The organism is Streptomyces sp. NPDC005483 (assembly GCF_040606035.1).
Lineage (GTDB): Bacteria > Actinomycetota > Actinomycetes > Streptomycetales > Streptomycetaceae > Streptomyces.
Window position 1 is genome coordinate 565,227 of sequence record NZ_JBEXEA010000001.1, and the last position, 24,415, is coordinate 589,641.

Here is a 24,415-nt window from a genome sequence, read left to right on the forward strand (position 1 = left end):
CCGTGGCCGGTCTCGTTCGCACGGAGGATCGAGCCGAGGCAAAAGTAGCGAGGCTTTCGAAAGGCGGTGTGCAGCCTGTGTGATGCTCCTGCGCAGATGTCCGAGGGGTGCGGTGGGCGCGAGGGGCGTACGTCGTATTCACGCCACTTGTCCGGATCGATGTGCCCGGTGACGACCGGGACGGACAGACTCAGCCGGGTGACGAGCACCGCGTGGACGCCCCGCGTCTCGGCGCGCGGGCCGCCAGCGCCTCCAGCAGGAGGTCGACCGCCTCCTCGAACGAGCCGTCCGCCAACCCCGGCAGCTCGCGGCGTACGGTCGTCAACGCCGGGTACGCCACCGGGTCCAGGTCCTGGTAGACCTCCCGCCACGCCCGCTGGTCGGCCTCGCGCTGCTGCCGGGGGAGGGCCAGGAATGCCGCGTCCGTGGCGGCGTGGCTGAGCACGGTGTCGATGAACGCCAGGTACAGGCGTGCCGCGGCGGCCGGCTCGAAGCCCGCGGACAGCAGCAGGCCGATCCCGGTGTCCACCGCCTGGATCTCGCTCCCGCGCCGGGTCACCCGGTGCGCGGCGAGGGCGGCCGCCCGTGGATGGGCGAGGTATCCGGCACGCACCCGCAGGGCCATCTCGCGCAGCGAGGCCACCCAGTCGTCCCCGGGGACGAACCCCGCCATCGCGTCACCGATGATCCGGTCCGCGACGGCGAGCACCAGGTCGTCGGTGTCGTGGAAGTAGCGGTAGAGCGCGGTCGGGTCGCAGCCCAGTGCCGCGCCCAGCCGGCGCACGCTCAGCGCCTCGGAACCGTGCTCGCCGATCAACCGCAGGGCGGTCGCGACGATCAGGTCCTCGGACAGCAGGACTCCGGAGCGGGTGGGCCGCCGGCGTCGGCGTTCCTCGGGGACGCGGCTGGACATGACCGGGTTCCTCTCGCAGGGAGCCCGCCGGCGACAGGCGGCTCTCGGGCCCCCAGTGAACGACCCCGGCCGTGTTACGTCAACAGGGTTGACCCAATGTGGCCCCCGGCTGTTCCATCACCTCACCGCGCGGCTCTTCCCCGTCTCCCTCCCCGAGGAGCCCTCCATGTCGTCCGCACCGCCCCTCTCCTCCGCACCGAGCCCGGATCTGCGCCGTTCCCTCGGCGTCGTCGACGGCGTGGCCATCGCCGCGTCCAGCACCGCGGCCACCACCAGCATCGCCATCGGCATGGGCACGATCGCGACCATCGTGGGCCTCCAGGCCCCGGCGCTGCTGCTCCTGGCCTTCCTGCCGGTCCTCGGCATCGCCACCGCCTACGCCCGCCTGAACCGCTCCGAGCCCAACTGCGGCAACGGCTACGTCTGGGTCGGCAAGTCCCTCGGCCCCTGGCCCGGCTTCCTGACCGGCTGGGTCACCCTGGTCGGCTCGGTCATCTTCTGCGCCTACACCAGCGCGATCATGGGCTCGGTCGTCCTGGCCTTCGCGAACAAGGCCGGTCTGCACAGCGTCGCCGGCATCGCCCTCGATCCGACGTCCACCGGCGTCACCACGGCGGTCGGACTGGTGATCCTCCTCGCCCTCACCGCGCTGGCCGTCACCGGGGTGCGCTCCGCCACCCGCTTCCAGTTCGCTCTCCTGGTCTTCGAGTACACCGTCCTGCTGGCCTTCTGCGGCTGGGCCGTGGTCACCGGTGACCACGCCCTCTCGCTGTCCTGGTTCAACCCCTTCGAGATCTCCAGCGGCACCGCCTTCGCCCAGGGCATGGTCCTCGCGGTCTTCTTCTTCTGGGGCTGGGACGCGGCGTTCAGCGTCAACGAGGAGACGAAGAGCCCCGGCGACGCGGCCCGCGGCGGCCTCATCGCCCTCTTCGCGATGCTCGGTCTGTTCCTCTTCGCCTCGGTCGCCTTCCAGCGGGAGATGAGCCTGGCCGAACTCGTCAGAAACGGCCCCCAGGCCCTTCCCTACCTCGGCGAGAAACTGGCCGCCGAACCCTGGGCCACCCTCCCCCTGGTCGCGCTGATGTTCTCCGCGGTCGCCTCCGTGCAGGCCACCCTCATCCCCACGGCACGCGGCCTGTTCGCCATGAGCCGCGACCGCACGACGGGACCGGTGTGGACCCGCGTCCACCCGCGCTACGGCACCCCCGCCGCCGGCACGGCCGTCGTGATGGCCATCGCCGGCGTGATCGCCGTACTCGCCGTCGCGATCCCCAAGCTGAGCGACATGCTGCTGGCCGCCGTCAACGCCATCGGCCTGATCGTCGCCCTCTACTACGGCCTCACCGCGCTCGCCTGCGCTGTGCGCTTCCGCTCCGCGCGGCGCGAAGGCGCCCGGGAAGCGCTGCTCGCCATCGGCGTGCCCGCCGTGTCCGGCCTGATCCTGCTCGGCCTCGGCGGCTACCTCGGATACTCGTACCTGACCATGAGCGACCACTTCGAACTCAGCCCGGACAACGGCTGGTTCATGTTCTCGCTGCCCGCCGCGATCGTCCTCTCCGGCCTCGGCATGGCCGCCGTCGCCAAGTACGGGAGGCACTCGCCGTACTTCACCACGGGGCGCGGCACCGACGCCGAGTCCCTGACCCTGCCGATGGACCGCACGGCAGTCTGACCCTTCTCTGGAGCTCACCCACATGTCACACACCGCGGACCTCGTCCTCACCGGCGGTCCCGTGCACACCGTCGATCCCGCCCGCAGCCGCGTCACCGCCGTGGCCGTGCGCGACGGGCGGATCGCCGCCGTCGGCCACGACGAGGTGCGCGAGCTGATCGGCCCGCGCACCGAAGTCGTCGACCTGGCCGGGAAGTTGCTGCTCCCCGGCTTCCAGGACGCCCACGTCCACCCGCAGGGCGCGGGCCTCGAACTCGGCCTGTGCCACCTAGCCGACACCGTCGACCCGGCCGAGTACCTGCGCAGGATCAGGGCGTACGCCGACCAGCACCCGGACGTCGAGTGGATCACCGGCGGCGGCTGGTCCCTGGAGGCGTTCCCCGGCGGCGCCCCCACGGCCGCCGCCCTCGACGCGGTCGTCCCGGACCGCCCCGTCTTCCTGCCCAACCGCGACCACCACGGTGCCTGGGTGAACAGCCGCGCCCTGGAACGCGCGGGCATCGACGCCCGTACGCCCGACCCCGCCGACGGCCGCATCGAACGCGACGCCGACGGCAACCCCACCGGCATGCTCCAGGAGGGCGCCGTCCACCTCGTGGGCAGGCTGGTTCCGGACCCCACGCCCGAAGAACAACTCACGGCCCTGCTCCGGGCGCAGGCCGTGCTGCACTCCCACGGCGTCACCGCCTGGCAGGACGCCATCGTCGGCGCGTACGCCAACATGACCGACCCGGCACCCTCCTACCTCGCGGCCCTGGACCGGGACCTGCTCACCGCCCGGGTCGTCGGTGCCCTGTGGTGGGACCGCGAGCGGGGCGCTGAACAGATCCCCGAACTCATCGCCCGCCGTGAGGAGCTGAACCGGGGCCGGTTCCGCGCGACCACGGTGAAGGTCATGCAGGACGGGATCGCGGAGAACCACACCGCCGCGATGCTCGACCCCTATCTGACCGGCTGCGGCTGCTCCTCGGACAACAGCGGCATCAGCTTCGTCGAGCCCGGTGACCTGAAGAAGTACGTCACCGAGCTGGACGCGTCCGGCTTCCAGGTCCACTTCCACGCGCTCGGCGACCGCGCGGTGCGGGAGGCCCTCGACGCCGTGGAGTCCGCCCGCACGGCCAACGGATGGCGCGACACACGGCACCACCTGGCGCACCTCCAGGTCGTGCACCCGCACGACGTCCCCCGGTTCCGCGCCCTGGGCGCGAGCGCCAATCTCCAGATGCTGTGGGCCGCCCACGAGCCCCAGATGGACGAACTGACCCTGCCCTTCCTCGGCGCGGAACGCGGCACCCGGCAGTACCCCTTCGCGGATCTGCTGCGCGCGGGCGCGACCCTGGCCGCCGGCAGCGACTGGCCGGTCAGCACCCCCGACCCCTTCCAGGCCATCCATGTCGCCGTCAACCGGATCGCCCCCGCCGCCCCCGAGGGCACCCCGGAGTTCCTCCCCAAGCAGCGACTCGACCTCGGCACCGCCATCGCCGCGTACACGGCGGGCAGCGCCTACGTGAACCATCTCGACGACATCACCGGCAGCATCGCCGTGGGCAAGTCGGCCGACCTCGTCGTCCTCGACCGCGATCCGTTCGCGGGTCCGCCCGAGGGAATCAGCGCCACGCGCGTCCTGCAGACCTTCGTCGAGGGGCGGCGGGTGCACGCGGCGCCGGACGCCTGAGCGGGTGGACTCCCGGTCCCCGGAGCCGGTGATTCCGATGTTCGGGGACGGGGCAGTAGGGATGCTGACGGGACGGCCGCTCACGCCGTAACCGTCCCCGCTGCCCGTCGACCCGAGGAACGCCATGGCAACACCCAGCTCCGACCGTGTCCGAGGATCCGCCCTCCTCGCCGACCCCCTGCTCAACAAGGGAACCGCCTTCAGCCCGGGGGAGCGCGCCGAACTCGGCCTGGACGGGCTGTTGCCACCGGCGACGGAGACGCTGCAGGAGCAGGCGGACCGGGCGTACGAGGCGTTCCTCGGCTACGACAAGACGCTCAACCGGCACATCTACCTGCGCCAGCTCCAGGAAACCAACGAGGTGCTCTTCTACGCCCTGCTCACCCGGCACCTGGAGGAGATGCTGCCGGTCGTCTACACGCCGACGGTCGGCGAGGCCTGCCGCCGCTTCAGCGAGATCTACCGCAGGCCGCGCGGTCTGTTCCTGACGTACGAGGACCGGCACCGCTTCCGGGAGATCCTGCGCAACCGGCCGGGCGGTGACGTCGACGTCATCGTCGTCACCGACGGCCAGCGCATCCTGGGCCTCGGCGACCAGGGCGTCGGCGGCATGGGCATCCCGATCGGCAAGCTCAGCCTCTACACCGCGATCGGCGGCATCCACCCCGCGCGCACCCTCCCGATCCTCCTCGACGTCGGCACCGACAACGAGCAGCTGCTCGCGGGCGAGCACTACCTCGGCCGCAGGCAGCACCGTGTCACCGGAGACGCCTACGACGAGATGATCGAGGCCTTCGTCTCCGCCGTGGAGGCCGAACTCCCCGGCACCCTGCTCCAGTGGGAGGACTTCGCGACCGCCCACGCCCGCCCGATCCTCAGCCGCTACCAGGACCGGCTGCTGACCTTCAACGACGACATCCAGGGCACGGCGGCCGTGGCGCTGGGCGCGCTGACCACCGCGACGAAGGTTGCCGGAGCGTCCCTGACGGACCATCGGATCGTGGTCCTGGGCGCGGGTTCGGCGGCGGTCGGGGTCGCCGACATGATCCGTACCGCACTCGTGGAGGAGGGCCTGTCCGAGGAGGAGGCGGCCGCCCGGTTCTGGTTCGTCGACATCGACGGCCTGCTCGTGGAGTCCCGTACCGACCTCACACCCGAGCAGCGTCTCTACGCGCGCGCCGACGCGGAGGTACGGCAGTGGGGCGGGGACGCGGCCGACCTCGCCCGGGTCGTCGGCGAGGTGAAGCCCACCGTGCTGATCGGCCTGTCCACGGCGCACGGGGCGTTCACCGAGGAGATCGTGCGGACGATGGCGGACTCCTGCGACCGGCCGGTGATCCTGCCCCTGTCCAACCCGACCTCGAACGCCGAGGCCGACCCCGCCGACCTCGCCCGCTGGACCGACGGCAGGGCCCTGATCGCCGCCGGATCGCCCTTCCCGCCGCTGAAGGTCGACGGCCGCGAGGTGCCGGTCGCGCAGGCCAACAACGTGTACGTCTTCCCCGCCGTCGGCCTGGCGGTCACCGCCTGCCGGGCCACCCGGGTCACCGACCGCATGATGGTGGCGGCGGCCCGGGCCGTGGGGGACTGCGCGGTCCAGGCGGGCACCGACGGCGCCACCCCGCTGCTGCCCCCGCTGGCGAGCATGCGGGACGCGGCCCGCGAGATCGCTCTCGCGGTGGCGCAGGCCGCCGTCGAGGACGGCGTCGCCCCCGAGGCCACGGAGGCCGAGCTGCGCGAGGCGATCACGAAGGCCCAGTGGACACCGCAGTACACGTCCTGAAGACCCGGCCCGGCGACCGCGGGTCCGTCAGGGCGCCTGTTCGGCGGACCCCGCCGCCCGTGCGGCGGCGGTACCTGTCCTGAAGACCCGGCCCGGCGGCCGCGGGTCCGTCAGGGCGCCTGTTCGGCGGACCCCGCCGCCCGTGCGCTGATCAGGAGCCGCGGCGCGGCCGGTGCGGCTCCCGGGCCTCCTCGTCCGTGCCGGCGACGGAGCCTGGCGAGTGCGCCCCCGACGTGGCGGTCGAGCTCGTCGCCCCGGACGACCTGGCCGCGGTCGGCCGGGTCGCGTCCGGCGCCTGTGGCAGGATCGGCGGTGGGCGTGAGCCCGCCTGCTGGGGTCGAGGGCAGAGGACGAGTGACATGGACCGGCCGCCGGGCATGATGGACGTGGCCCGGGAGGCCGGCGTCTCGCACATCACCGTCTCCCGTGTCATCAACGGCCATCCGTCGGTCCGGCCGGAGACCCGTACCCGGGTGGAGGCGGCCATCCAGAAGCTGGGATACCGCCGCAACAGCGTCGCCAGGGCGCTCAAGAGCCGTCGCTCCTCGACGATCGGCGTGGTGATCGTCGGCTCGGAACTGTTCGAGCTGCCGCGCATCCTCCTCGGTGTGGAGACGGCCGCCAAGCAGGCCGGTTACTGGGTGAGCCTGGCCAGCCGGCAGGGCGAGAGCACCACCGGCGACCTCCTGGAGACGGTGCAGCGGCTCACCGACCAGTCGGTGGAGGCGATCGCGGTCGTCGCCGACCGGCCCGGCACGGTGGAGGCGCTGTCCGGCCTCGCCCTCGGGGTGCCGGTGGCGGTGGTGATGTCCGGCAACCTGCCCCACCCCGAGCTGAGCTTCGTCGAGGTCGACCAGGAACTCGGCGCCCGGCTCGCGGTCCGGCACCTCCTCGACCTCGGACACCGGGACATCGCCCACCTGACGGGGGCGCTGCGCACCTTCGACGCGCGGGCCCGCCTCGACGGCTGGCAGGCCGAACTCACCGCCGCGGCAGCCGAAGGAGCCCTGCGGGAAGGCGACTTCAGCGCGGAGAGCGGGTTCCGCCTGGCGCACGAACTCTGCGACGCCGGCAGCGGCCTGCCCACCGCGGTCTTCGCGGGGAACGACCAGATGGCCATGGGCGTCCTGGCGGCCTTCGCCGAGCGGGGCGTGAAGGTACCGCACGACGTGTCGGTCGTCGGCTTCGACGACATGAAGGGCGCCGGATACCTGGTGCCCGCCCTCACCACGGTCCGCCAGGACTTCGCCCACCTCGGCAGGAGCGCCATCGAGTTGCTGGTGCGCAGGGTGGGCGGGGAACCTGCGCAGGGGCAGAAGATCGCGCCGCGACTGGTCGTACGGCACAGCACCGCCGTGCCCCGCGCGGATTCCTGACGCGCGCCTCCGCCCGAAGTTCCACCGCCCAGCACACCGGGCCTCATTCAGGGAGTAGGAACAGCACATGCGTTATCGCGAACTCGGCAACACCGGACTGACCGTGTCGGAGATCGGCTACGGCGCCTGGGGACTGGGCCAGGGCGCCTGGGTCGGCGCGGACGACGACTCCGGCGTCCGCGCCCTGCACCGCGCCCTCGACCTGGGCGTCACCTTCGTCGACACCGCCCGGGCCTACGACCGCAGCGAGCGCATCGTCGGCCGTGCCCTCAGGGAGCTGCCGGGCGGCGGCGACGGGGTGCACGTGGCGACGAAGGTCGGGCCCAAGGTGCCGGTCTCCCTGGCGCCCAGCGGGCTGGACCCGATGGAGGTGTTCCCGGGCTCGCATCTGCGCGAGAGCCTGGAGACCAGTCTGCGTGAACTCGGCCGCGACCACGTCGACCTCCTCCAGCTGCACACCTGGGAGGACGAGTGGACCGGCCGGGGTGACCTGCTGGAGACGGTGGACGCCCTCAAGCGCGAGGGCAAGATCAGGTTCTTCGGGATCTCCGTCAAGGACCACCAGCCCGACAACGTCCTCACCGTGCTGCGCACCGGCGTCCTGGACACGGTCCAGGTCATCTACAACGTCTTCGAACAGGCCCCGTCCGACGCCCTGTTGCCGGCCTGCGAGGAGCACGGCGCCGGTGTGATCGTCCGTGTCGCCCTCGACGAGGGCGCCCTCACCGGCTCGATCCGCAAGGGTGTCACCTTCCCCGAAGGCGACTGGCGCAACTGGTACTTCAGGGAGGACCGGCCCGCCCAGGTCGAGCAGCGCGTCGACGCGATCCTGGCCGACCTGGGCATCGACGCCGACGAACTCCCGTCCGCGGCCCTGCGGTTCGCTCTCGCGGGACAGGCGGTCTCCACGGTCATCGTGGGCATGAGGTCCCTGACGAACGTCGACCGCAACGCGGCGATCGCGGACGCTCCGCCGCTCACCCCGCGGGAGCTGTCCGTCTTGGCCGGGCACCGCTGGGCGAAGAACTTCTACAGCTGATCCTGCGCAGCCGTTTTGTCGCCGCCCACCGCGAAGGCACCGCGGGGTGGGCGGCGAGATGGGTCCCGGTGGAGGTCTTGACAGCTTGTTAACGTTAACATCACCGTGGTTCTCGGACACCGACCCCAGTCCCTGATCCTCACCGGAAAGCGACCCGCATGCCGACAGCCCAGCCCCTGTCCTTCCCCGCCCCCTTCCTCCTCGGCTCCGCGACCGCCGCCTACCAGATCGAGGGCGCCGCCGACGAGGACGGGCGCGGTCCCTCCATCTGGGACACCTACTCCCACACGCCGGGCAAGACGTGGAACGGCGACACCGGTGACGTGGCCGCCGACCACTACCACCGCCTCGACGAGGACCTCGACCTCATGGCCTCCCTGGGCCTGAAGGCCTACCGGTTCTCCATAGCCTGGCCGCGCATCCAGCCCACCGGCCGGGGCGCGGTCAACCCCAAGGGACTGGACTTCTACAGCCGGCTGGTCGACGGCCTGCTCCAGAGGGACATCGCCCCCGTCGCCACCCTGTACCACTGGGACCTGCCGCAGGCCCTCGAGGACGAGGGCGGCTGGACGAACCGCGACACCGCGTACGCCTTCGCCGACTACGCCCGCATCGTCGGCGAAGCCCTCGGCGACCGTGTGGCGATCTGGACCACGCTGAACGAGCCGTGGTGCTCCGCCTACCTCGGTTACGGCGCCGGAGCCCACGCCCCCGGCCGCAGCGACGGCGCCGCGGCGCTCACCGCGGTCCACCACCTCAACCTCGCCCACGGTCTCGCGGTCCAGCAGCTCAGGCAGGTCACCACCAACGACCCGCAGTACTCCATCACCCTCAACTTCCATGTCCTGCACGGTGAGGGGGACGGCGCCGACGAGGCCGTACGCCGCATCGACGCGCTGGCCAACCGCGCCTTCACCGAACCGCTGCTGCGCGGTCACTACCCGCAGGACCTCCTGGAGGACACCGCGGCCGTCACGGACTGGTCGTTCGTCCAGGACGGTGACCTCGCCCTGATCCACCAGCCCCTGGACCTGCTCGGCGTGAACTACTACGCCACCACCAGGGTTCGCCTGTGGGACGGTGTGACGGCACGTCAGAACAACGACGGCCACAAGGACATGGGCGGCTCGGCCTGGCCCGGCTCGCCGCAGGTCGAGTTCGTCGCCCAGGAGGGCCCGCACACCGCCATGGGCTGGAACATCGACCCCGACGGCCTCGAAGAGCTCCTCCTTGACCTGCACACCCGGTTCCCGGACCAGCCGCTGGTCGTCACCGAGAACGGAGCGGCATTCGAGGACCACGTCACCACCCGCCCCGACGGCAGCCACGCCGTCCACGACCCGGAGCGCGTCGACTACCTCTACCGGCACATCGCCGCCGCGCACCGGGCGCTCGCCGCCGGAGTCGATCTGCGCGGGTACTTCGTGTGGTCGCTGATGGACAACTTCGAGTGGGGTTACGGCTATTCGAAGCGCTTCGGCATCGTCCACGTCGACTACGACACGCAGCGCCGCACACTGAAGGACAGTGCCCTGTGGTACCGGGAACTGGCGACGACCGGCACCATCCCGGCCCCGGGGACGAAGGAGTAGCCCGACAGGGCAACCGTCAAACGGGTTGCCCGGCGGCGGGGGGCAGAGATGCAATGTCCGGGCATGATCACCCGGATGCGCCCGCCCCAGCCGGTCCGGATCGGCGCTCTCGTCCCGCTGACCCGGCCCGGCTGGGTCGAGGCGGGCCGGCATCTGCTCGCCGGACTCGAGCTGGCCGTGGGTGAGGTCAACGACGCCGGGGGGATCGGCGGACGGCCTCTCGAGCTGGTGGTCCGGGACACCGCGGCTGATCCCCGGCGGGCCGTGGCGGCCGTAGCGGAACTGGCTCAGCTGGGCGTGGCCGCCGTGGCGGGGGAGTACCACAGCGTCGTCGCCCGCGCGGCTGCCGCCAGGGCCGACGCCCTCGGCCTGCCGTTCCTGTGCTCGTCAGCGGTTCTCGACGCGCTGACCGAGCAGCCGACGGAATGGGTCGCACGGCTCCCGCCACCGCAGTCCCACGGCTGGCGGGTCTACGCGGACTTCCTCCTCGGGGCGGGGCACAGCCGTGTCGCCGTGGTGGCCGAACCGAGCGTCTACTGGGCGTCGGGGGTGGGCATTCTGCGGGACCACCTCGCTCCGCGCGGCGGCACGGTCATCGAACTCGACGCACGGGCGTTCTCCCCCACGGCCCTGTGCGAGGAACTCGTCGAGTGTCGTGCGACGGCCCTCCTGCTGCTGGTCGGCTTCCCCGAGCCGGCCGTGTCGATCGTCAGGGCTGTCCGCCGCGACCATCGGCTCGCGGAGATCATGATCGGCGCTCCGGCCGGGCAGCCCGAGTTCGCCGCATGGGCGACGTCGCTCGGTGACGACGGTGCCGGGATCCCGTTCCTGCGCTATCTGCCCGAGCGCCTCGGCCCACTCGGTGCACGGGTCGAGGCGGCCCTTGGTGAGCGGCTGGCCGCGGCGCCCTCCTTCGTGGCCTTCGAGGGCTACGACACGATCGCCGTCCTCGCCGAGGTGCTGCGTTCTCACGGCACGGACCGGGCACGCGTCGCCGCGGCCTGGCCGCGCGTGGCAGTCGACGGCACCCGCGGGCGGATCCGGTTCTCCCGCGCGCACGGCACCAGCGTCTGGCAGTGGGCCGGCACGCCGGTCCAGGTCGTCGACCGGGATCCGGCGGAGCCCGGTCGCTTCCGGATCCGGCACACCGGTTGAGGATCAGGGCTTCGGCCGGTCAGGCGGGCTGCCACAGCTCGATGCGATGGCCCTCGGGATCGGTCACCCAGCCGAATCGGCCGACGCCCTCCATGTCCTGTGTCTCCTCGGCCACGTCCGCTCCGCAGGCGCGCAGCTGCGCGAGCATCGCGTCCAGGTCGCGGACCCGGAAGTTGAGCATGGTCTGCTGGGTGGGGGACCCGAAGTAGTCGGTGCCGGCCGCGAAGGTCGCGAAGACCGTGGGCCCGTCCTCCTGACGCCACAAGCCGTTCTCGTCGGCGTCCAGGCCCAGGCAGTCGCGATACCAGGCGGCCAGCGCCGCAGGGGCGGCGGCTCTGAGGAAGTATCCGCCGATTCCAAGCACACGTTCCATGCCGGCCATCCTGCCAGGCGGGCGGCCTGACACGGCGGCACGTCACCGATGCGCGCACCGGTGACGTGCCGCCGTGCCGGACCTCAGGCCGTCATCGCGTCGCGTACGAGGGCGGTGTCGACGAACTGCTCGAAACGCACGATCAGCCCGCCCCGTACGACGAAGTGGTGGGCGACGCGGACATCGATCCGCTTGCCGGTGGCCTTGTTGGCCGCGGTGTAGCGGGCGAGGACGACGACGTTCTCACCGTCCACGACATAGGTGTCGTCGTGGGCGGTCCAGCCGTCCCAGTCCTTGCCCAGCCGCTCCATCACGTTCGAGGTGACGCCGTCGGGGGTGCGGTAGGTGCCGGCCAGGGGGAAGCCGGCCATCTCGGTCCACTCCACGTCGGGTGCGAGGGTGGCGCGCAGGGCTTCCAGGTCTCCGGCGGCGGAGGCCAGGTACTGACGTCGTACGACGTCGGCGGGTGCGGTGGAGGTGGCGAACCCGGTGGACTCGGTCATGGTCAGCCCCACTTCATCTCGCCCTTGGCGACCTTCGCGCCGATCTGGGCGGCGATCAGCATGCCGTTGTCGGGGTAGCGCTTGATGAGTGCCTCGGTGAGCGCGGCGCCGTCGGCGGCCTTGGCGAGCTCCTCTTCGAAGGCAAGAAGGTAGTCGCGGGTGGCGGTGATGGCGGTGGCGTCGGCCGGTGTGCCGGGCAGGCGGTGGCCGGGGACGACGAGCTGCGGGTCGAGGGCGGCCATCTCGTCGAGCAGGGCGATCCAGGCGGCGCGGTCGGTGGGGGTGGGGGTGTCGGCGACCCAGACGTGCTCCTGCTGGAAGAGCAGGACGCCGCCGAGCAGGGCGCGGTGCTCGGCCTGCCACAGGTAGTGGCGGTCGGGAAGGCCGGCCGGGCCGCCCTTGAGCTCGAAGCGGTGGCCCTCCAGGGTGAGGTCGCCGGTGAGCGGGGTGAGGTCGACCAGGCGGGTGGGCAGGTTGGCGCCCAGCGCGGCCCATGCCTTGAGCTTGCCCTCGTAGGAGTGCTGGATGTGCTCGATGACGAGCGGGGTGGCGACGAAGACCGCGTCGGGGAAGGCGTCGGCGATCACTTCGGCGCCGAAGTAGAAGTCGGGGTCGGCGTGGGAGACGAAGACGGTGGTGAGGGTCTTGCCGGAGTCGAGGATCTCGGCGGCCAGGCGGTGGCCGTCGGCGCGGGTGAACGCGGCGTCCACCAGCAGCGCCTCCTGCTCGCCGCTGACGAGGGTGGCGGTCTTGTTCTTGGATCCGGCCGGGAAGTCCAGGTCGAAGATCTTGAAGTCGAGGGCACTCATGAAGGGGCTCCTAGCTCTCGGAGAGGGTGGGACGGGGTCAGGAGAGGCTCGCGAGACGCCGGTCGATCTCGTCGACGGTGGCGCGGCCGCGGGCCAGCGGGACGACACGCTCACCGTCGACGGCGAGCAGGGTGGGGAAGCCGGTGACACCGAGGTCGGCGGCGCGGCGGAAGTCCGCCTCGGCCTGCGTCCGCGCCTCGGAAGACTCGAAGGCGGCGACCACGGTCTCGGCGTCCAGCCCGGCGGCCGCGGCGATCTTCCGGTAGGTCGCCGGGTCGGACAGGCTCAGGCCGTCGACGTAGAAGGCCGTCTGGAGGTCGATGGCCAGTTCCATCGCACGCTCGGGAGCGGACCCGCGCAATGCGGCCACACCGCGGGCGGCGGCCTCGGAGTCCATGATGAACGAGCCGTCGGCGATCAGCCGCTCGTAGCCCTCACCGAACTCGGCGCCGGTCAGCTCCGCGATCTGGGCGTTGGCCCCCTGGACGTAGCCGAACTCCCGGATCGGGACCCGGCGGCCGCTGGTGAACAGTCCGCCGGAGACGACCTCGACCGGCAGTCCGGGGTGCCGGGAGACGACCTCGCGCAGGGTGGCCGAGAAACCGTGCGACCAACCGCAGTAGGCATCGAACACATAGACGAGCTTCATTGCGGACCTCGAGGACGTGGTGCCCGCCTGGTGCGGACGCTCACCCCTGAGAATATTATCTGACGCGTCAGATATTTCAACGCGGAGAGGCCCGGTCGAGTGATGCACGTCACCCTATGCCGGTCAGGGCAGCAGCGGCAGAGAGTCCCGGGCCGCGTGGCTGAGAATGCGCAGGTCCTCCGCGAAGCGTTCCCGGTGGGCGGCGGGCAGGGGCTCCAGGAAGTATCGCCTGATGTTCTCCACGTGCAGCCGGGAAGCGCGTACGGCGGTCTCCTCGCCCAGGGGTGTCAGGGTCACCAGGCGTCCGCGCCGGTCGTCCGGGTCCGTGACGCGCCGCACCAGCCCCGCGGCCTCCATCCGGTCCACCAGCCGCGTCGCCCCGCCCGTGCTGAGCACCTGCTCCTGCCCGATCGCCCGCATCGACAGCCCCGGCTCGCCCGCGCGGCCCAGGATCAGCAGCACCTCGAACATCAGGTGGCTGATCCCGCACTCCTCCTCGATCCGCCGGCCCAGGATGTACTCCAGCCGGCCCGCGGCGCCCTGCAGCCGCCCGAACGCCAGGACCAGCGCGTCGTCGGCCGCCTCCTTGGCGGTCGTGATCTCCCTCTGTGCGTCCAGCTCGCCCACGGCACCTCCGTATGTTCCTAGAGGCGGAACCTATCGCGCCTGATCGTGTCGGGGCGGGTCCGTGTGTCCTTGCCCCGCGCGCGGGCCAGGTAGGCACCGAGCGGGGCGGCCACGGTCCTCGCTGTGCGTGCGGGCCGTCCTCATCCGTTCGTCCCCAGGTCCAGGTCGTCCAGGACGGCGACCAGTTCGCGCCGGGCTGCGGCGGGCAGGCCCTGGAGGGGCAGCGGCAGGTTCGGCTCGGTGGCGAGGCCCAGGTGTGCGGCGGCCGCCGACGTCACACGTAGACCGCCGTACTCGCGGAAGAACCTCCACAGGGGTTCCAGTCGCGCGGACCGGGCCGTGGCCTCCTCGGCGTCCCCGTGCCGGGCCGCCCGGGTGAGGGCGAGAGCGGTGCGGGGAAAGAGACCTCCGATCACCGAATACCACGTGTCGCAACCGGCGTTCAGGCCCTCGGCCGCTGCCCAGTCCCCGCTCACGCCGACAGTCACGGTCCCGGGGATCAGGGCCCGCAACGACTCGACACGTCGCTTCGCGGCGGCCGGACCGTCGGGAACCGGAGGGATCTTGATCGCGGCGACGTGCGGCAACTCGGCGATACGGGCGTGGAGTTCGTCGGTGAAGTGGACATGGGTGGTGCGGGGGTTGTCGTACACGCACAGAGGAACCGAGAGTTCACGGGTGACCTGCTCGTACAGGCCGAACACCTCGTCATCGGTGAGGGCCTGGTAGGTCATCGGGGCGAGCAGGACCCCGGACGCGCCCGCCTGTTGGGCGTCCTCGGCCAGCGCCAGCACGTCGGACGTGCGCAGCGCGCCGATTCCCACGATGACCGGCACCCCGTCGGCGGACCCGACGGCGATCCGCGCTGCTGCGGCACGCTGTTCGCGGGACAGGTAGGCGTAGTTGCCGGTCGAGCCGAGCGCACCGATCGAGTCGACCCCCGCCTCGGCCAGGCGCGAGACGAGCCGGGCGTAGGCCTTCTCGTCGACGCCCGACTCGTCGGCAGGAGTCAGGGGAAAGGCGCTGAGGCCGGTGAACATCGCGGGAAGTCCCTTCCGTAGGGAGCAGTTGTCCGGTCAGGCGCTGTGCGACATCCTGCGTGAAAGAGAGGTCGGCGGTCTACTCGGTGCCGAGCCACAGGTCGGGGCCGAAGACCTCGTAGTGGACGGCGTGCGCGGGCAGGCCGAGGCCGAGCAGGTCGCCGCGTACCGCGCGCATGAAGGGGAGTGGGCCGCACAGGTACGCGGTCACGCCGTCGGGCAGGCCGAGCGCGGTGACGTCGGCGCGGCCGGCGGACGCCTCCCGAGTACTCTCCCCCAGCTCCTCGTACCAAAGGTGCAGCCGGGCGTTCGGGAGCGTCTCCACGAGTCGGCGCTGCTCGTCGTGGTGGGCGTGGTCGGCCGGGGTGCGGTCGGCGTGCAGCACGATCACCGGGCGGGTCGGGTCGGTGGCGGCCAGGTGGTGGAGCATGGACAGCATCGGGGTGACGCCGATCCCGGCGGACGCCAGGAGCAGCGGTCCCTCCGCCTCGGGCAGCACGAGGTCGCCGTACGGCGCGGAGACGCTGAGGGTGTCGCCGGGACGGGCGTGCTCGTGCAGCCAGGAGGACACCTCGCCCGCCGGGTCCACGTCGGCCCGGACGCGCTTGACGGTGATGCGCCAGTGCGGATCCCCCGGTGCGCCGCTGAGGCTGTACTGGCGTATCTGGCGGGCGCCGTCGGGGAGTTCGACCTGGATGCTGACGTATTGACCCGGCCGAAATGCCCCTGTGGGGGTGCCGTCGGTGCGGCGCAGGAGGAAGGAGACGGTGTCCGGGGTCTCCTCGTGCCGCCCGACGATCTCCATCGGCCGCCAGGTCCCGCCCTCCGCGGTGCCGGATTCCTGGTAGAGGCGGGCCTCCAGGGCGATCAGGGCATTGGCCATCAGCCAGTACACCTCGTCCCAGGCGGCGGCCACCTCGGGGGTGACGGCGTCGCCGAGTACGTCGACGATCGCGGCGAAGAGGTGCTGGTGGACGAGCTTGTACTGGTCCGAGCTGATGCCGAGCGAGGCGTGCTTGTGGGCGATCCGGGAGAGCATCGCGTCCGGCCGGGACTCGGGGTGCTCCACCAGCAGGGTCGCGAAGGCGGCGATAGAGCCCGCCAGCGCCTTCTGCTGGTCGCCGTTGGCCTGGTTCCCGCGGTTGAACAGATCGCGCAGCAGCTCGGGGCGGTCGTCGAACAGCCGGGTGTAGAACACCGCGGTGATCTCGCCGATGGCCGCGCCGACGACGGGCAGGGTGGCGCGGACGACGGGGAGGGATCGCTCGGACAGCACAGTGGCTCCTTTAATTGGTAAATGATCTTCGTATTAAAGCGGGTGATGACAGGGCATCGACCGGGTGCTCCGGCTCACCCGGGGCGGCGGACGCCCAGTCCGACGAGGAGGGGTCCGGTGGGGGACTGCACGAGATCGGTCACCGTCAACGGGTCGAGCGTGGCGTAGAAGGCTTCCTGTGCGTCGCGCAGCGCCCGGCGGAGTCGGCATGCCGCACGCAGCGGGCAGGGTGGATCGCCCTCACAGGCGACGACCTCCTCCTCGCCCTCCAGCTCGCGCACCAGCCAGCCGACCGAGGCATGCTGGCCGAGCTCGGTCAGTCCCAGTCCGCCGCCGCGGCCCCGGCGGGTCTCCAGGACGCCGAGATGCTGCAAGCGGCTGATCGCCTTCGCCATGTGGGCGGTCGGCACGTCCATCGCCTCGGCCACCTCTCGGGTGGTCAGGGGCGCGTCCTGTCGCGAGACCGCCAGACGCATCACGGCGCGGAGCGCCAGGTCGGTGAACTTGGTCAACCTCACGCCAGGACACTAACAAATGCGCATGCGAGATATGGATTTAATGGTCCGGCGCGGGTGCGTATTACGTCACAGGCGCCCGCTCGTCCAGGAGCCCTCCACCCCGCAGGTCGTCCCAGAGCTGTACCGGGATCTCCGCGCCGAACGCCGCCATGTTGCCGCGTACCTCCTCCGCCGTACGCATCCCGACGACGATGCCCGCGACGGCCGGGTGCCGGAGCGGGAACGCCATCGCCAGCTGCGGGAGGGTCACGCCGTGGGCCTCGCAGACGTCGGCGATGCGGTGCGCGCGTCGCACCAACCGCGGTGCGGCGGGGGCGTAGTCGAAGGTGCTGTCCTCGGCGGGGCGGGCCGTGGCGAGCAGACCGGAGTTGAAGACCGACGCCGCGAGGACCGAGACCCCGCGGTCCGTGCAGGCGGGCAGGAGTTCGTCCAGGGCGCTGTGGTCCAGGAGCGTGTAGCGGCCGGACAGCATCACGACGTCCACGTCCGACTCCCTGACCAGCCGGGTCAGTTTGCCGGGGTGGTACATCCCCGCGCCGATCGCCCCCACCACGCCCTGCGCACGGAGTTCGGCGAGGGCCGGGTACCCGTCGCGCAACGCGTCCTCGAAGCGCTCCTCCGCGTCGTGCAGGAACAGCACGTCGACACGGTCCACGCCCATCCGCTCCAGCGAGTCCTCCACACTGCGCAGCACACCGTCGCGCGTGAAGTCCCACACCCTGCGGTGGGTGGCGGGCACCGCGAAGCTCTCGTCCATACGGCCCGCCGGGTCCTGCGGGACCAGCAGCCGGCCGACCTTCGTCGACAGGGTGAACTCCTCGCGCGGCCTGCCCCTCAGCAAAGCGCCGGTGCGGCGCTCGGAGTGGCCGATGCCGTAGTGCGGGGAGGTGTCGAAGTAGCGGATCCCGCTGTCCCAGGCCGCCTCCAGGGCGCCCGCGGCCGTCTCGTCGTCCAGCGGGGCGAAGAGGCCCCCGAGCGGACCGCCACCGAAGCCGAGCTCCGTGACGTGCACATCGGTTGTCCCGAGCCGGTTCCGCCTCATCCACCGTTCCCCTTCGTGCTGCTGCCGTCGCTCGATCATCCTGTCTTGGCGAGCACTCGACGGCCAAGGCGTTTTACCCGCGCGAAGCCCCCTCGGGCCACAACACCCTTACGGGTACGTCGACTTGGTGCGCGTAGTCGACGGCGTCCGCCGTGCCGCCGTAGCCCCGTGCGGGCAGCCCGTCCCACACGGCGATCAGCAGGTCCGAGACCCGCACGAGGAGTTCGCTGCCGGCCTGGAACGCCTCGGGCGCCGGCTCGCTGAGCCCGGTGTGCCGGACGACGTCGGCCCGTTCGACGAGGGAGTCGTAGGCCGGGTGATGCCAGTCGGGCAGGGCGGAGCGGTACCCGGCCGCCGGGACGACGACTTCCAGGCGGCCGCCGGCCTCGAGCACCGCCTGTGCCCACCAGGTGTCGGGGCCGTCGGCGAGGCAGCTGACACCCACCAGGTCGTCGTACGAGCCCGCCTCCTTGAGGAGCAGCTCGCGGACCTTTGCCGCGACGTCCTCCGGCAGGCCGCGATGGCCCGTGATCCCCACCCGCATCGCGGTCCTCCCTCCGACGTGTCCGTCGCAACCCGCCCGGTCGCCTATCTGTCGTTCCACGCCTCGTAACCGCGGGCGGTGGCCTGGGGGAAGCCCGGGTCCGCGAAGGTCGCCAGGGCCATGGTGTCGATGTCGGACTCCGCTGCCGTCCCCCGATAGGTGATCGTGTCCGGGAGCATCGCCAGTGCCGTGGTGCCCTGTCCCTCCTCGGACGGGCGCAGCTGGACCCGGATGCCGTGCCGGTCCGCGAGCCGGCCGACCACGTACAGGCCCATGCGCTGGGAGATCGCCACGTCCACGGTGGGCGGGTCGGCCAGGTGGTGGTTGATGTCGGCCAGTTCCTCGGGGGGCAGCCCGATGCCCCGGTCGTGGATCTCGACCATGATCCGGCCGTCGGGCAGCCGCGCCGCGGTGACCCCGACCCGGGACCGCGGTGGCGAGAACGTCGTCGCGTTCTCCAGGAGTTCGGCCAGCAGGTGCACCAGGTCGGTCACCGCGCGGCCGTGGATCTCGGCCTCCGGGACCCCCGCCAGCTCGACCCGCTCGTACTGCTCGACCTCCGAGGCCGCGGCGCGGATCACGTCGACCAGGGGAAGCGGCTGGTCCCACTGCTGGGCGGGGGTCTCGCCGCCGAGCACGAGGAGGTTCTCGCCGTTGCGGCGCACCCGGGTGGCGAGGTGGTCCAGCCTGAAGAGGTTCTCCAGCTGGTCGGGGTCCGCCTCCTTGCCCTCGAGATCGGTGATCAGGGCGAGTTGACGCTCGATCAGCGACTGGTTGCGACGCGCCAGGTTGCCGAAGATCGTGTTGATGTTGGCGCGCAGCAGGGCCTGTTCGGCGGCGAGCCGGACGGCCTCGCGGTGCACGTGGTCGAAGGCGCGGGCGACCTCGCCGATCTCGTCCGTGGTGGTGATGGGGATCGGTGTGACCTGGGCGTCGACCCGGCCCGGGATGGCCCGGGTCAGCTGGGTGAGCAGGGCGGGCAGCCGCTGCCCGGCGATCTCGTGGGCCGAGGCGCTCAGCCGGCGCATGCTGGTGCTCATCGTCCGGGCCACCCAGGCGGCGAGCAGGAAGGCGACGAGGACCGCGGTGAGCACCAGCGCGGCGTTGATGACGGCGTCGTCGCGGGCTTCGTCGGCGATGCTGTGGGCGTCCGCCAGGGCGCTGTCGGTGAGGTACACCTCGACACCGCGGTACGCGTCGAAGCTGAGGGTGGAGGCGGCGAAGAACGTCTCGGGGGTGATGCCCTGCGCGGCGAGCTGCGCCGCCGACTTGCCCGAGGCGATCTCGGCGGCCATCTTCTCCAGGCTCGGCGGGGCCACGAAGGTCTTCCCCGCCGCCTCGGCCTGGGTCCGGGCCTCGGCGGCCTGCTCCTCGCCCTGCTTCTGCGCGTCGGACAGCGCCTTGCGCAGCCGGGTCATGTCCCCGGCGGTGCCGGCGCCGGCGTACTCCTGGAGCGCGACCTGTTCGAGATAGACGTAGGAACTGAACGAGCCGAGCTGCGTCTGGAGTTCGCCCGGGGCGAGCTTGCCGCGGTCCTCGACCAGGAGGTGCGTGCCGATCGCCCGGATCAGGGACTCGGCGGCCTGGGTGAGGGAGGCGGCGTAGAGGGTGCGGCCGAAGCTCGCCTGGTTGCTGCTGCCGAAGCCGAGCTCGTTGGAGATCTCCATCAGCGGGTGCTGGACGGCGTGGTAGCTCTCCTCGGTCTGCACGCCGGTCAACCGGGAGGTGAACGCGTTCGCGCGCACGGACGCCAGCTGCTTCTCGCCGGTGCGGACGAGCTCGACGCGGCGGAGCAGCCCGGCGGTCTGCGGCATCCGCTCCACCGCCTCGTTGAACTTCTGCGCGTCCGCGTCGGTGACAGCGCGGGCCTTGGTGACCACGCTCGACGTGCGGTCGCCCTTGACCAGGGGGATGACCGACACATCGCGCTCGTCGATGGCGTCGCTGGCGTACTTGTTCGCCGCCTGGACCAGTTCCGCCACGCGGACCGCGTCGTCGGCGTCCTGCCAGGTGTCGACGGAGCGTTTGACGCGTATGCCGCCGAGGACGAGGGCCACGACCACCGGGATGAGGAGGATGGCCTGGAGTTTTCTCGCCACGCGCCAGTTGCGGGTTCCCCATCCCCGGCGGGGGGCGGTCGGTGTGTTCGACAAGATGGCCTCACGGTTCTGGTTCGCCTCGCGTCCTGCACTCCTAACAACGCGGCGCACAGGGGTGGTTGTTCAGATCGGCCCACCGGACGATTCGGGGGGAGGTGCGCAAGGCGAACGGATCTGGCCAATTCCTAGCACCGCGTCTTCACTTTTGACCGGGCTTTCGTGGAAGTGGGTGTCGCCCGGGCGTCACAGATCGCGTTGCTGTCCGCTCCAGCGACTCGCCGCGCTCCGCGCCGACCTGCGGATCCACACTGGTGTTCACGGGCTCCGGCAGCCACGGCCCGATGTACGCCTCCCTGCGCACCCGCGCCGACCGGGCCACGTCGATCGCCGGCCGTGTGGTGATCTTCGCCGGGAACGCCCGCGCGTTGAGCACGGTGCTCCGGTCGGTGCTCTGCCACCGCAGCCAGGCGTCCTGCACCACGTCCTCGGCCACCCTGCCCAGGATCCGGTAGGCGATCCCGAACAGCCGTGGACGCGGTCGCTGGAACGCGTCCGCCTCCTCGTCGAGAGAACCGTCGGCCCGCGGCGGAAGCCTGTCCATGCGAGCCGACGCTACGGCGGTCCGGGGCGCCTGCCCGTCACAGCGCGCCGTCAGGGACGCACAGGGCGGCGGACCGTCAGGACGGCCACGTCGTCGTGGGGGCCGTCGTGGCCGGCGAACGCGCGGGCGTCGTCGTGCAGGGCCTGCGGCAGCTCGGTGGGGGAGAGGTCGACGTACTCCGTCAGGCGCTCGTCGACCGGGTAGAACGTGCCGTCCGCGGAGCGGGTCTCCGTCAGGCCGTCGGTGCTCAGCAGCAGCGTCGCGCCCTCGGGGAAGTCGAACCAGCCCACGGTTGTGGGCTCGTGGGCGAGCTCGGCCAGCCCCAGCGGGACGCCGGGGTCGAGTTCGAGCGTGCTGACCGTCCCGTCGTGCAGCACATGCGGCAGGACGTGGCCGCAGTTGACGGCCTGCACCTCGGTGTCCGCGTCGACGCAGACGATCAGCGCGGTCACGAAGCGTTCGTCGTCGCCGGTGTGCGTGGCGTACGAGTTGTGCCGTACGACGGCGGCGTCCAGGGTGTCCACGAGCGCGGTGAGGGTGGGCTCGCGGTGGGCCGCCTCGCGGAAGGCGCCGATGACGGCGAACGCGGAGCCCACGGCGGCCAGGCCCTTGCCCTGCACGTCCCCGATCAGCACCCGGGTCCCGAAGGGCGAGTCGACGACGTCGTAGATGTCCCCGCCGACGAGCCGTTCCTCCTGGAGCGGCTCGTACACGCCGTTGACCAGGACGTCGTCGGTCAGCAGGGGGAGCGGATGCAGGATGTGCCGCTGCATGGCCGCGGCGGTGGAGCGCAGCCGCAGCATCGCGTCCTCGCGTCTGATCCGCCGGTGGCAGCCGTAGACGGAGGTCGCCGCCAGGACCAGCGTGAACAGGATCAGCAGGAGCCGGTCGAACCAGTGCCCCGAGTCGCGGTCCCGCAGCAGCACGCTCGCGGTCACGACGAGCGTGGTCCACACCGCGACGAACGCCGTTTGCCGGACCGTGCCCAGCGCCGAGGCGGCGCCCGGCAGGAACACCAGGAGCCCGAGAAGCCACACCTCGGACCCGGACAGCGCGCCGAGGAACTCGACCAGGCCCGTCACGGTCACCACCGCGGCGACCAGCTCGGTGTCGCCCGGAGGCTCGATGGCGTCGAAGGTGTCGCCGGGTCTCTTGCGGCGGCTACCGGTCATGCGTGCTCCCGGGCAGGTGGTGATCTGCCTCTACGGTATGCAGGTCCACGCCGGCCGGGCGCGGCGCCCCGCCGAACGGGGCCCGCCGCTCCGATCCCGTCAGAAGCCGTGGAGTGGATGAGCCTGCCGACGGGACCACCGCCGAGTTCCCTGCTGCGCCGAGGCCGGCGTTCTGAGCCGGCTCCTCAGCCCTCGTACTCCCGCAGTTTGCGATACAGGGTCGCCCGCCCGATGCCGAGTGCCGCCGCCGCGCGGGACTTGTTGCCGCCGTGGCGGTGCAGGGTCTCCAGGATCGTGGCCCGTTCGGCGTGTTCCATCGGGCTGAGCGGACGGACCGCGGGGCCCTCCCGCACGGTGTCGGGCAGTTCGGCCCGGCGGACCGGTCCCGAGACCCGTCGGTGCTCCGCCAAAGCCTGGACGACATGGGCGAGTTCGGTGACGTTCCCGGGCCACGGGTGCTGTTCGAGGGCACGCAGGGCGTCCAGGGTCCAGGTCAGCGGGGGACTTCCGGGCGCGGGGCGCGGCGCGAGGGCCGACAGCAACTCCCGGATGTCCTCGGTGCGTTCCCGCAGCGGCGGGAGGACGACCGCGCGGGCGGCCAGCTTGTCGAGGAGGCGCTGTAGGCAGGGGCCGGGCGGAGTTCCCGGGGTGTGGGTGAGCAGCAGCCGGGTGTCCGGGTGGGCGTCGAGCAGGGAGTTGAGCGTGGCCACCGCGGGCTGCGTCAGCCGCTCGGCGTGCCGGAGGAGGAGGGGGCCCCTCGCGGCGCGTTCCGCCAGGTCCCCTTCGAGTGCGCCGTCCTCGGCCGCGTCGACCGTCTCGATGTCGGCCGCGCCCAGCAGCTCCCGCGCCAGCGCGGTCTTCCCCGTCCCCCGTTCACCGGTCAGCAGCACGGGTTCGGGGGAGCGGACCAGCTCGGCGGCGCGCTCCACGGCGTACCGCCACGGAAGGGAAGAGCCGGCCAGACGGGGCAGCGGGCGGAGGGGGGGCCTCGGTGTGCCCTCGACCCGCGGCTCCAGAAGGGCCACGATCCCCACGACCGCGCCCTCCTGCCGCACCAGGTCGATCCGGGCGTCGCACCCCGCTCCCGCGGGCAGCTCGGCGGCCGCCGGCGCGCCCGTGTGCCGTGCCGCCACCGCCGTACGCTCAAGAGCCCGAAGGACCTCCGGAGTCGCCAGCCGCTCCGCGGCCGCGCTGAGGAGACGGTTGCGGCCGTCCAGCGCGGCCACCGCGCGGTCCTCGCCTCGCGCGGCTCGCAGGTAGGCGTCCAGGAGGACCTGTTCGGGGCGTCCCGCCCGGGCCAGCAGTTCGGCCTCGACCGCGGCGGCGGCGGCCTCGGCGAGGGCCGCCTGGGGGTGCGGCGGGCGTCCGCCGCACAGGTGGGAGGCGACGGTGAGCGTGCCGAGGGCCTGTCCGCTCTTCGGCGCGAGGACCGGGACGCTGACGGCCGACACGTCCTGCCACACGTCGAGGAAGTGCTCGGGCCCGTGCACCTCGGCACGGCGCCGACCGCGCAGGGCGAGGGCCGCGCTGTTGTGACCGACCTCCTGCTCCGACAGCCCCGGGCAGCGGGCGAGCCCGGGCGCGGTCCCGGACGTCCACAGCACGCGCAGCCGCGCGTCGGTGAGGATCAGGACCGAGCGGGCGGCGTCCAGAGCGGGGGCGATCCGTTCGAGCACCGGACGGGCGGCACCGAGCAGGGGCGACCCGACCGGCCGGGGCGGATCGACGGCGGACGCCGTCAAGTCGTGCGGGACGCCGAAGAACCGGGCCCGTCGCCACGCGGCGAGGACCTCCTCCGGCACACCGTCCGGCAGCGGGCGCCCGGACAGGAAGCGCTCACGCGCCACTCGCAGCGGTGGGAGCGCGTGGACTGCGGGGGAGGGCTCGGTGGTGGTCACGACGTACCCACCGTAGCGGGCTCGGTTGAACAGTCAACGACTGCGGGGTGTCTCGTAAT

21 protein-coding genes and 1 pseudogene are annotated in these 24,415 nt (G+C 72.0%); 7 read left to right on the top strand and 15 right to left on the bottom strand.

Translation table 11 applies throughout. From position 1 onward, the window contains the following. Positions 1–190: 190 nt before the first annotated feature. A complete protein-coding gene (locus ABZT06_RS02565; RefSeq protein WP_355733672.1) occupies positions 191–913 on the bottom strand; it encodes a helix-turn-helix domain-containing protein in 723 nt (240 codons plus the stop codon). A 166-nt stretch (positions 914–1,079) separates the two neighbouring features. On the opposite strand from ABZT06_RS02565, the gene ABZT06_RS02570 reads away from it, so the two are divergent. The 7 genes from ABZT06_RS02570 (at position 1,080) to ABZT06_RS02600 (ending at position 11,205) form a co-directional block, all read left to right on the top strand. Further along, entirely contained in the window at positions 1,080–2,585 is a 1,506-nt protein-coding gene (locus ABZT06_RS02570; protein WP_355733674.1) for an APC family permease, read from the top strand. Between the two features lie 22 nt (positions 2,586–2,607). Further along, positions 2,608–4,260 (top strand): amidohydrolase family protein, encoded by a 1,653-nt coding sequence (locus ABZT06_RS02575; RefSeq protein WP_355733677.1) that lies wholly within the window; start codon positions 2,608–2,610, stop codon positions 4,258–4,260. A gap of 124 nt (positions 4,261–4,384) precedes the next feature. Then, positions 4,385–6,043: an NAD-dependent malic enzyme gene (locus ABZT06_RS02580; RefSeq protein WP_355733680.1), complete on the top strand. Its 1,659-nt coding sequence runs from the start codon at positions 4,385–4,387 to the stop codon at positions 6,041–6,043. A 359-nt stretch (positions 6,044–6,402) separates the two neighbouring features. Next, entirely contained in the window at positions 6,403–7,419 is a 1,017-nt protein-coding gene (locus ABZT06_RS02585) for a LacI family DNA-binding transcriptional regulator (RefSeq protein ID WP_355733683.1), read from the top strand. A 67-nt stretch (positions 7,420–7,486) separates the two neighbouring features. After that, positions 7,487–8,458: an aldo/keto reductase gene (locus tag ABZT06_RS02590; protein ID WP_355733685.1), complete on the top strand. Its 972-nt coding sequence runs from the start codon at positions 7,487–7,489 to the stop codon at positions 8,456–8,458. Between the two features lie 158 nt (positions 8,459–8,616). Beyond that, the gene (locus ABZT06_RS02595) at positions 8,617–10,050 is read left to right on the top strand and encodes a GH1 family beta-glucosidase (RefSeq protein WP_355733688.1); all 1,434 of its coding nucleotides are present in this window, start codon (positions 8,617–8,619) and stop codon (positions 10,048–10,050) included. A 63-nt stretch (positions 10,051–10,113) separates the two neighbouring features. Next, positions 10,114–11,205 carry an ABC transporter substrate-binding protein gene (locus ABZT06_RS02600; protein WP_355733691.1) on the top strand — a complete coding sequence of 364 codons (1,092 nt, stop codon included), beginning with the start codon at positions 10,114–10,116 and terminating at the stop codon, positions 11,203–11,205. 19 nt (positions 11,206–11,224) lie between these two features. Here ABZT06_RS02600 and ABZT06_RS02605 read toward each other — a convergent pair whose 3' ends face one another. From ABZT06_RS02605 to ABZT06_RS02670, 14 genes and pseudogenes are all read right to left on the bottom strand, one after another. Beyond that, positions 11,225–11,578, bottom strand: coding sequence for a VOC family protein (locus ABZT06_RS02605; protein ID WP_355733694.1), 354 nt, complete (start codon positions 11,576–11,578; stop codon positions 11,225–11,227). Between the two features lie 83 nt (positions 11,579–11,661). Next, on the bottom strand, positions 11,662–12,093 hold the full coding sequence (locus tag ABZT06_RS02610) for a nuclear transport factor 2 family protein (RefSeq protein ID WP_355733696.1): 432 nt from the start codon (positions 12,091–12,093) through the stop codon (positions 11,662–11,664). Further along, complete coding sequence (locus tag ABZT06_RS02615) at positions 12,084–12,890, bottom strand: MBL fold metallo-hydrolase (RefSeq protein WP_355733699.1); 807 nt, start codon at positions 12,888–12,890, stop codon at positions 12,084–12,086. Before ABZT06_RS02615 ends, ABZT06_RS02610 begins: the two co-directional genes overlap by 10 nt. A gap of 37 nt (positions 12,891–12,927) precedes the next feature. Continuing rightward, on the bottom strand, positions 12,928–13,539 hold the full coding sequence (locus tag ABZT06_RS02620) for a DsbA family protein (protein ID WP_355733702.1): 612 nt from the start codon (positions 13,537–13,539) through the stop codon (positions 12,928–12,930). Between the two features lie 123 nt (positions 13,540–13,662). Next, complete coding sequence (locus ABZT06_RS02625; protein ID WP_355734095.1) at positions 13,663–14,157, bottom strand: MarR family transcriptional regulator; 495 nt, start codon at positions 14,155–14,157, stop codon at positions 13,663–13,665. A 149-nt stretch (positions 14,158–14,306) separates the two neighbouring features. Further along, positions 14,307–15,206, bottom strand: coding sequence for a dihydrodipicolinate synthase family protein (locus tag ABZT06_RS02630; protein ID WP_355733705.1), 900 nt, complete (start codon positions 15,204–15,206; stop codon positions 14,307–14,309). A 79-nt stretch (positions 15,207–15,285) separates the two neighbouring features. Beyond that, a complete protein-coding gene (locus tag ABZT06_RS02635; RefSeq protein WP_355733707.1) occupies positions 15,286–16,482 on the bottom strand; it encodes a globin domain-containing protein in 1,197 nt (398 codons plus the stop codon). A 74-nt stretch (positions 16,483–16,556) separates the two neighbouring features. Beyond that, the gene (locus ABZT06_RS02640) at positions 16,557–17,000 is read right to left on the bottom strand and encodes an Rrf2 family transcriptional regulator (protein WP_355733709.1); all 444 of its coding nucleotides are present in this window, start codon (positions 16,998–17,000) and stop codon (positions 16,557–16,559) included. A 61-nt stretch (positions 17,001–17,061) separates the two neighbouring features. Further along, entirely contained in the window at positions 17,062–18,042 is a 981-nt protein-coding gene (locus tag ABZT06_RS02645; protein ID WP_355733712.1) for an aldo/keto reductase, read from the bottom strand. A gap of 73 nt (positions 18,043–18,115) precedes the next feature. After that, on the bottom strand, positions 18,116–18,586 hold the full coding sequence (locus ABZT06_RS02650; RefSeq protein ID WP_355733714.1) for a hypothetical protein: 471 nt from the start codon (positions 18,584–18,586) through the stop codon (positions 18,116–18,118). Between the two features lie 44 nt (positions 18,587–18,630). Next, a complete protein-coding gene (locus tag ABZT06_RS02655; protein WP_355733717.1) occupies positions 18,631–20,685 on the bottom strand; it encodes a nitrate- and nitrite sensing domain-containing protein in 2,055 nt (684 codons plus the stop codon). A 265-nt stretch (positions 20,686–20,950) separates the two neighbouring features. Further along, positions 20,951–21,286 (bottom strand): annotated as a pseudogene (locus ABZT06_RS02660) (sigma factor); the annotation flags it as partial. Positions 21,287–21,336: 50 nt separating this feature from the next. Further along, positions 21,337–22,458 (bottom strand): PP2C family protein-serine/threonine phosphatase, encoded by a 1,122-nt coding sequence (locus ABZT06_RS02665; RefSeq protein ID WP_355733720.1) that lies wholly within the window; start codon positions 22,456–22,458, stop codon positions 21,337–21,339. A gap of 185 nt (positions 22,459–22,643) precedes the next feature. After that, positions 22,644–24,356: a helix-turn-helix domain-containing protein gene (locus ABZT06_RS02670; RefSeq protein ID WP_355733721.1), complete on the bottom strand. Its 1,713-nt coding sequence runs from the start codon at positions 24,354–24,356 to the stop codon at positions 22,644–22,646. Positions 24,357–24,415: the final 59 nt, after the last annotated feature.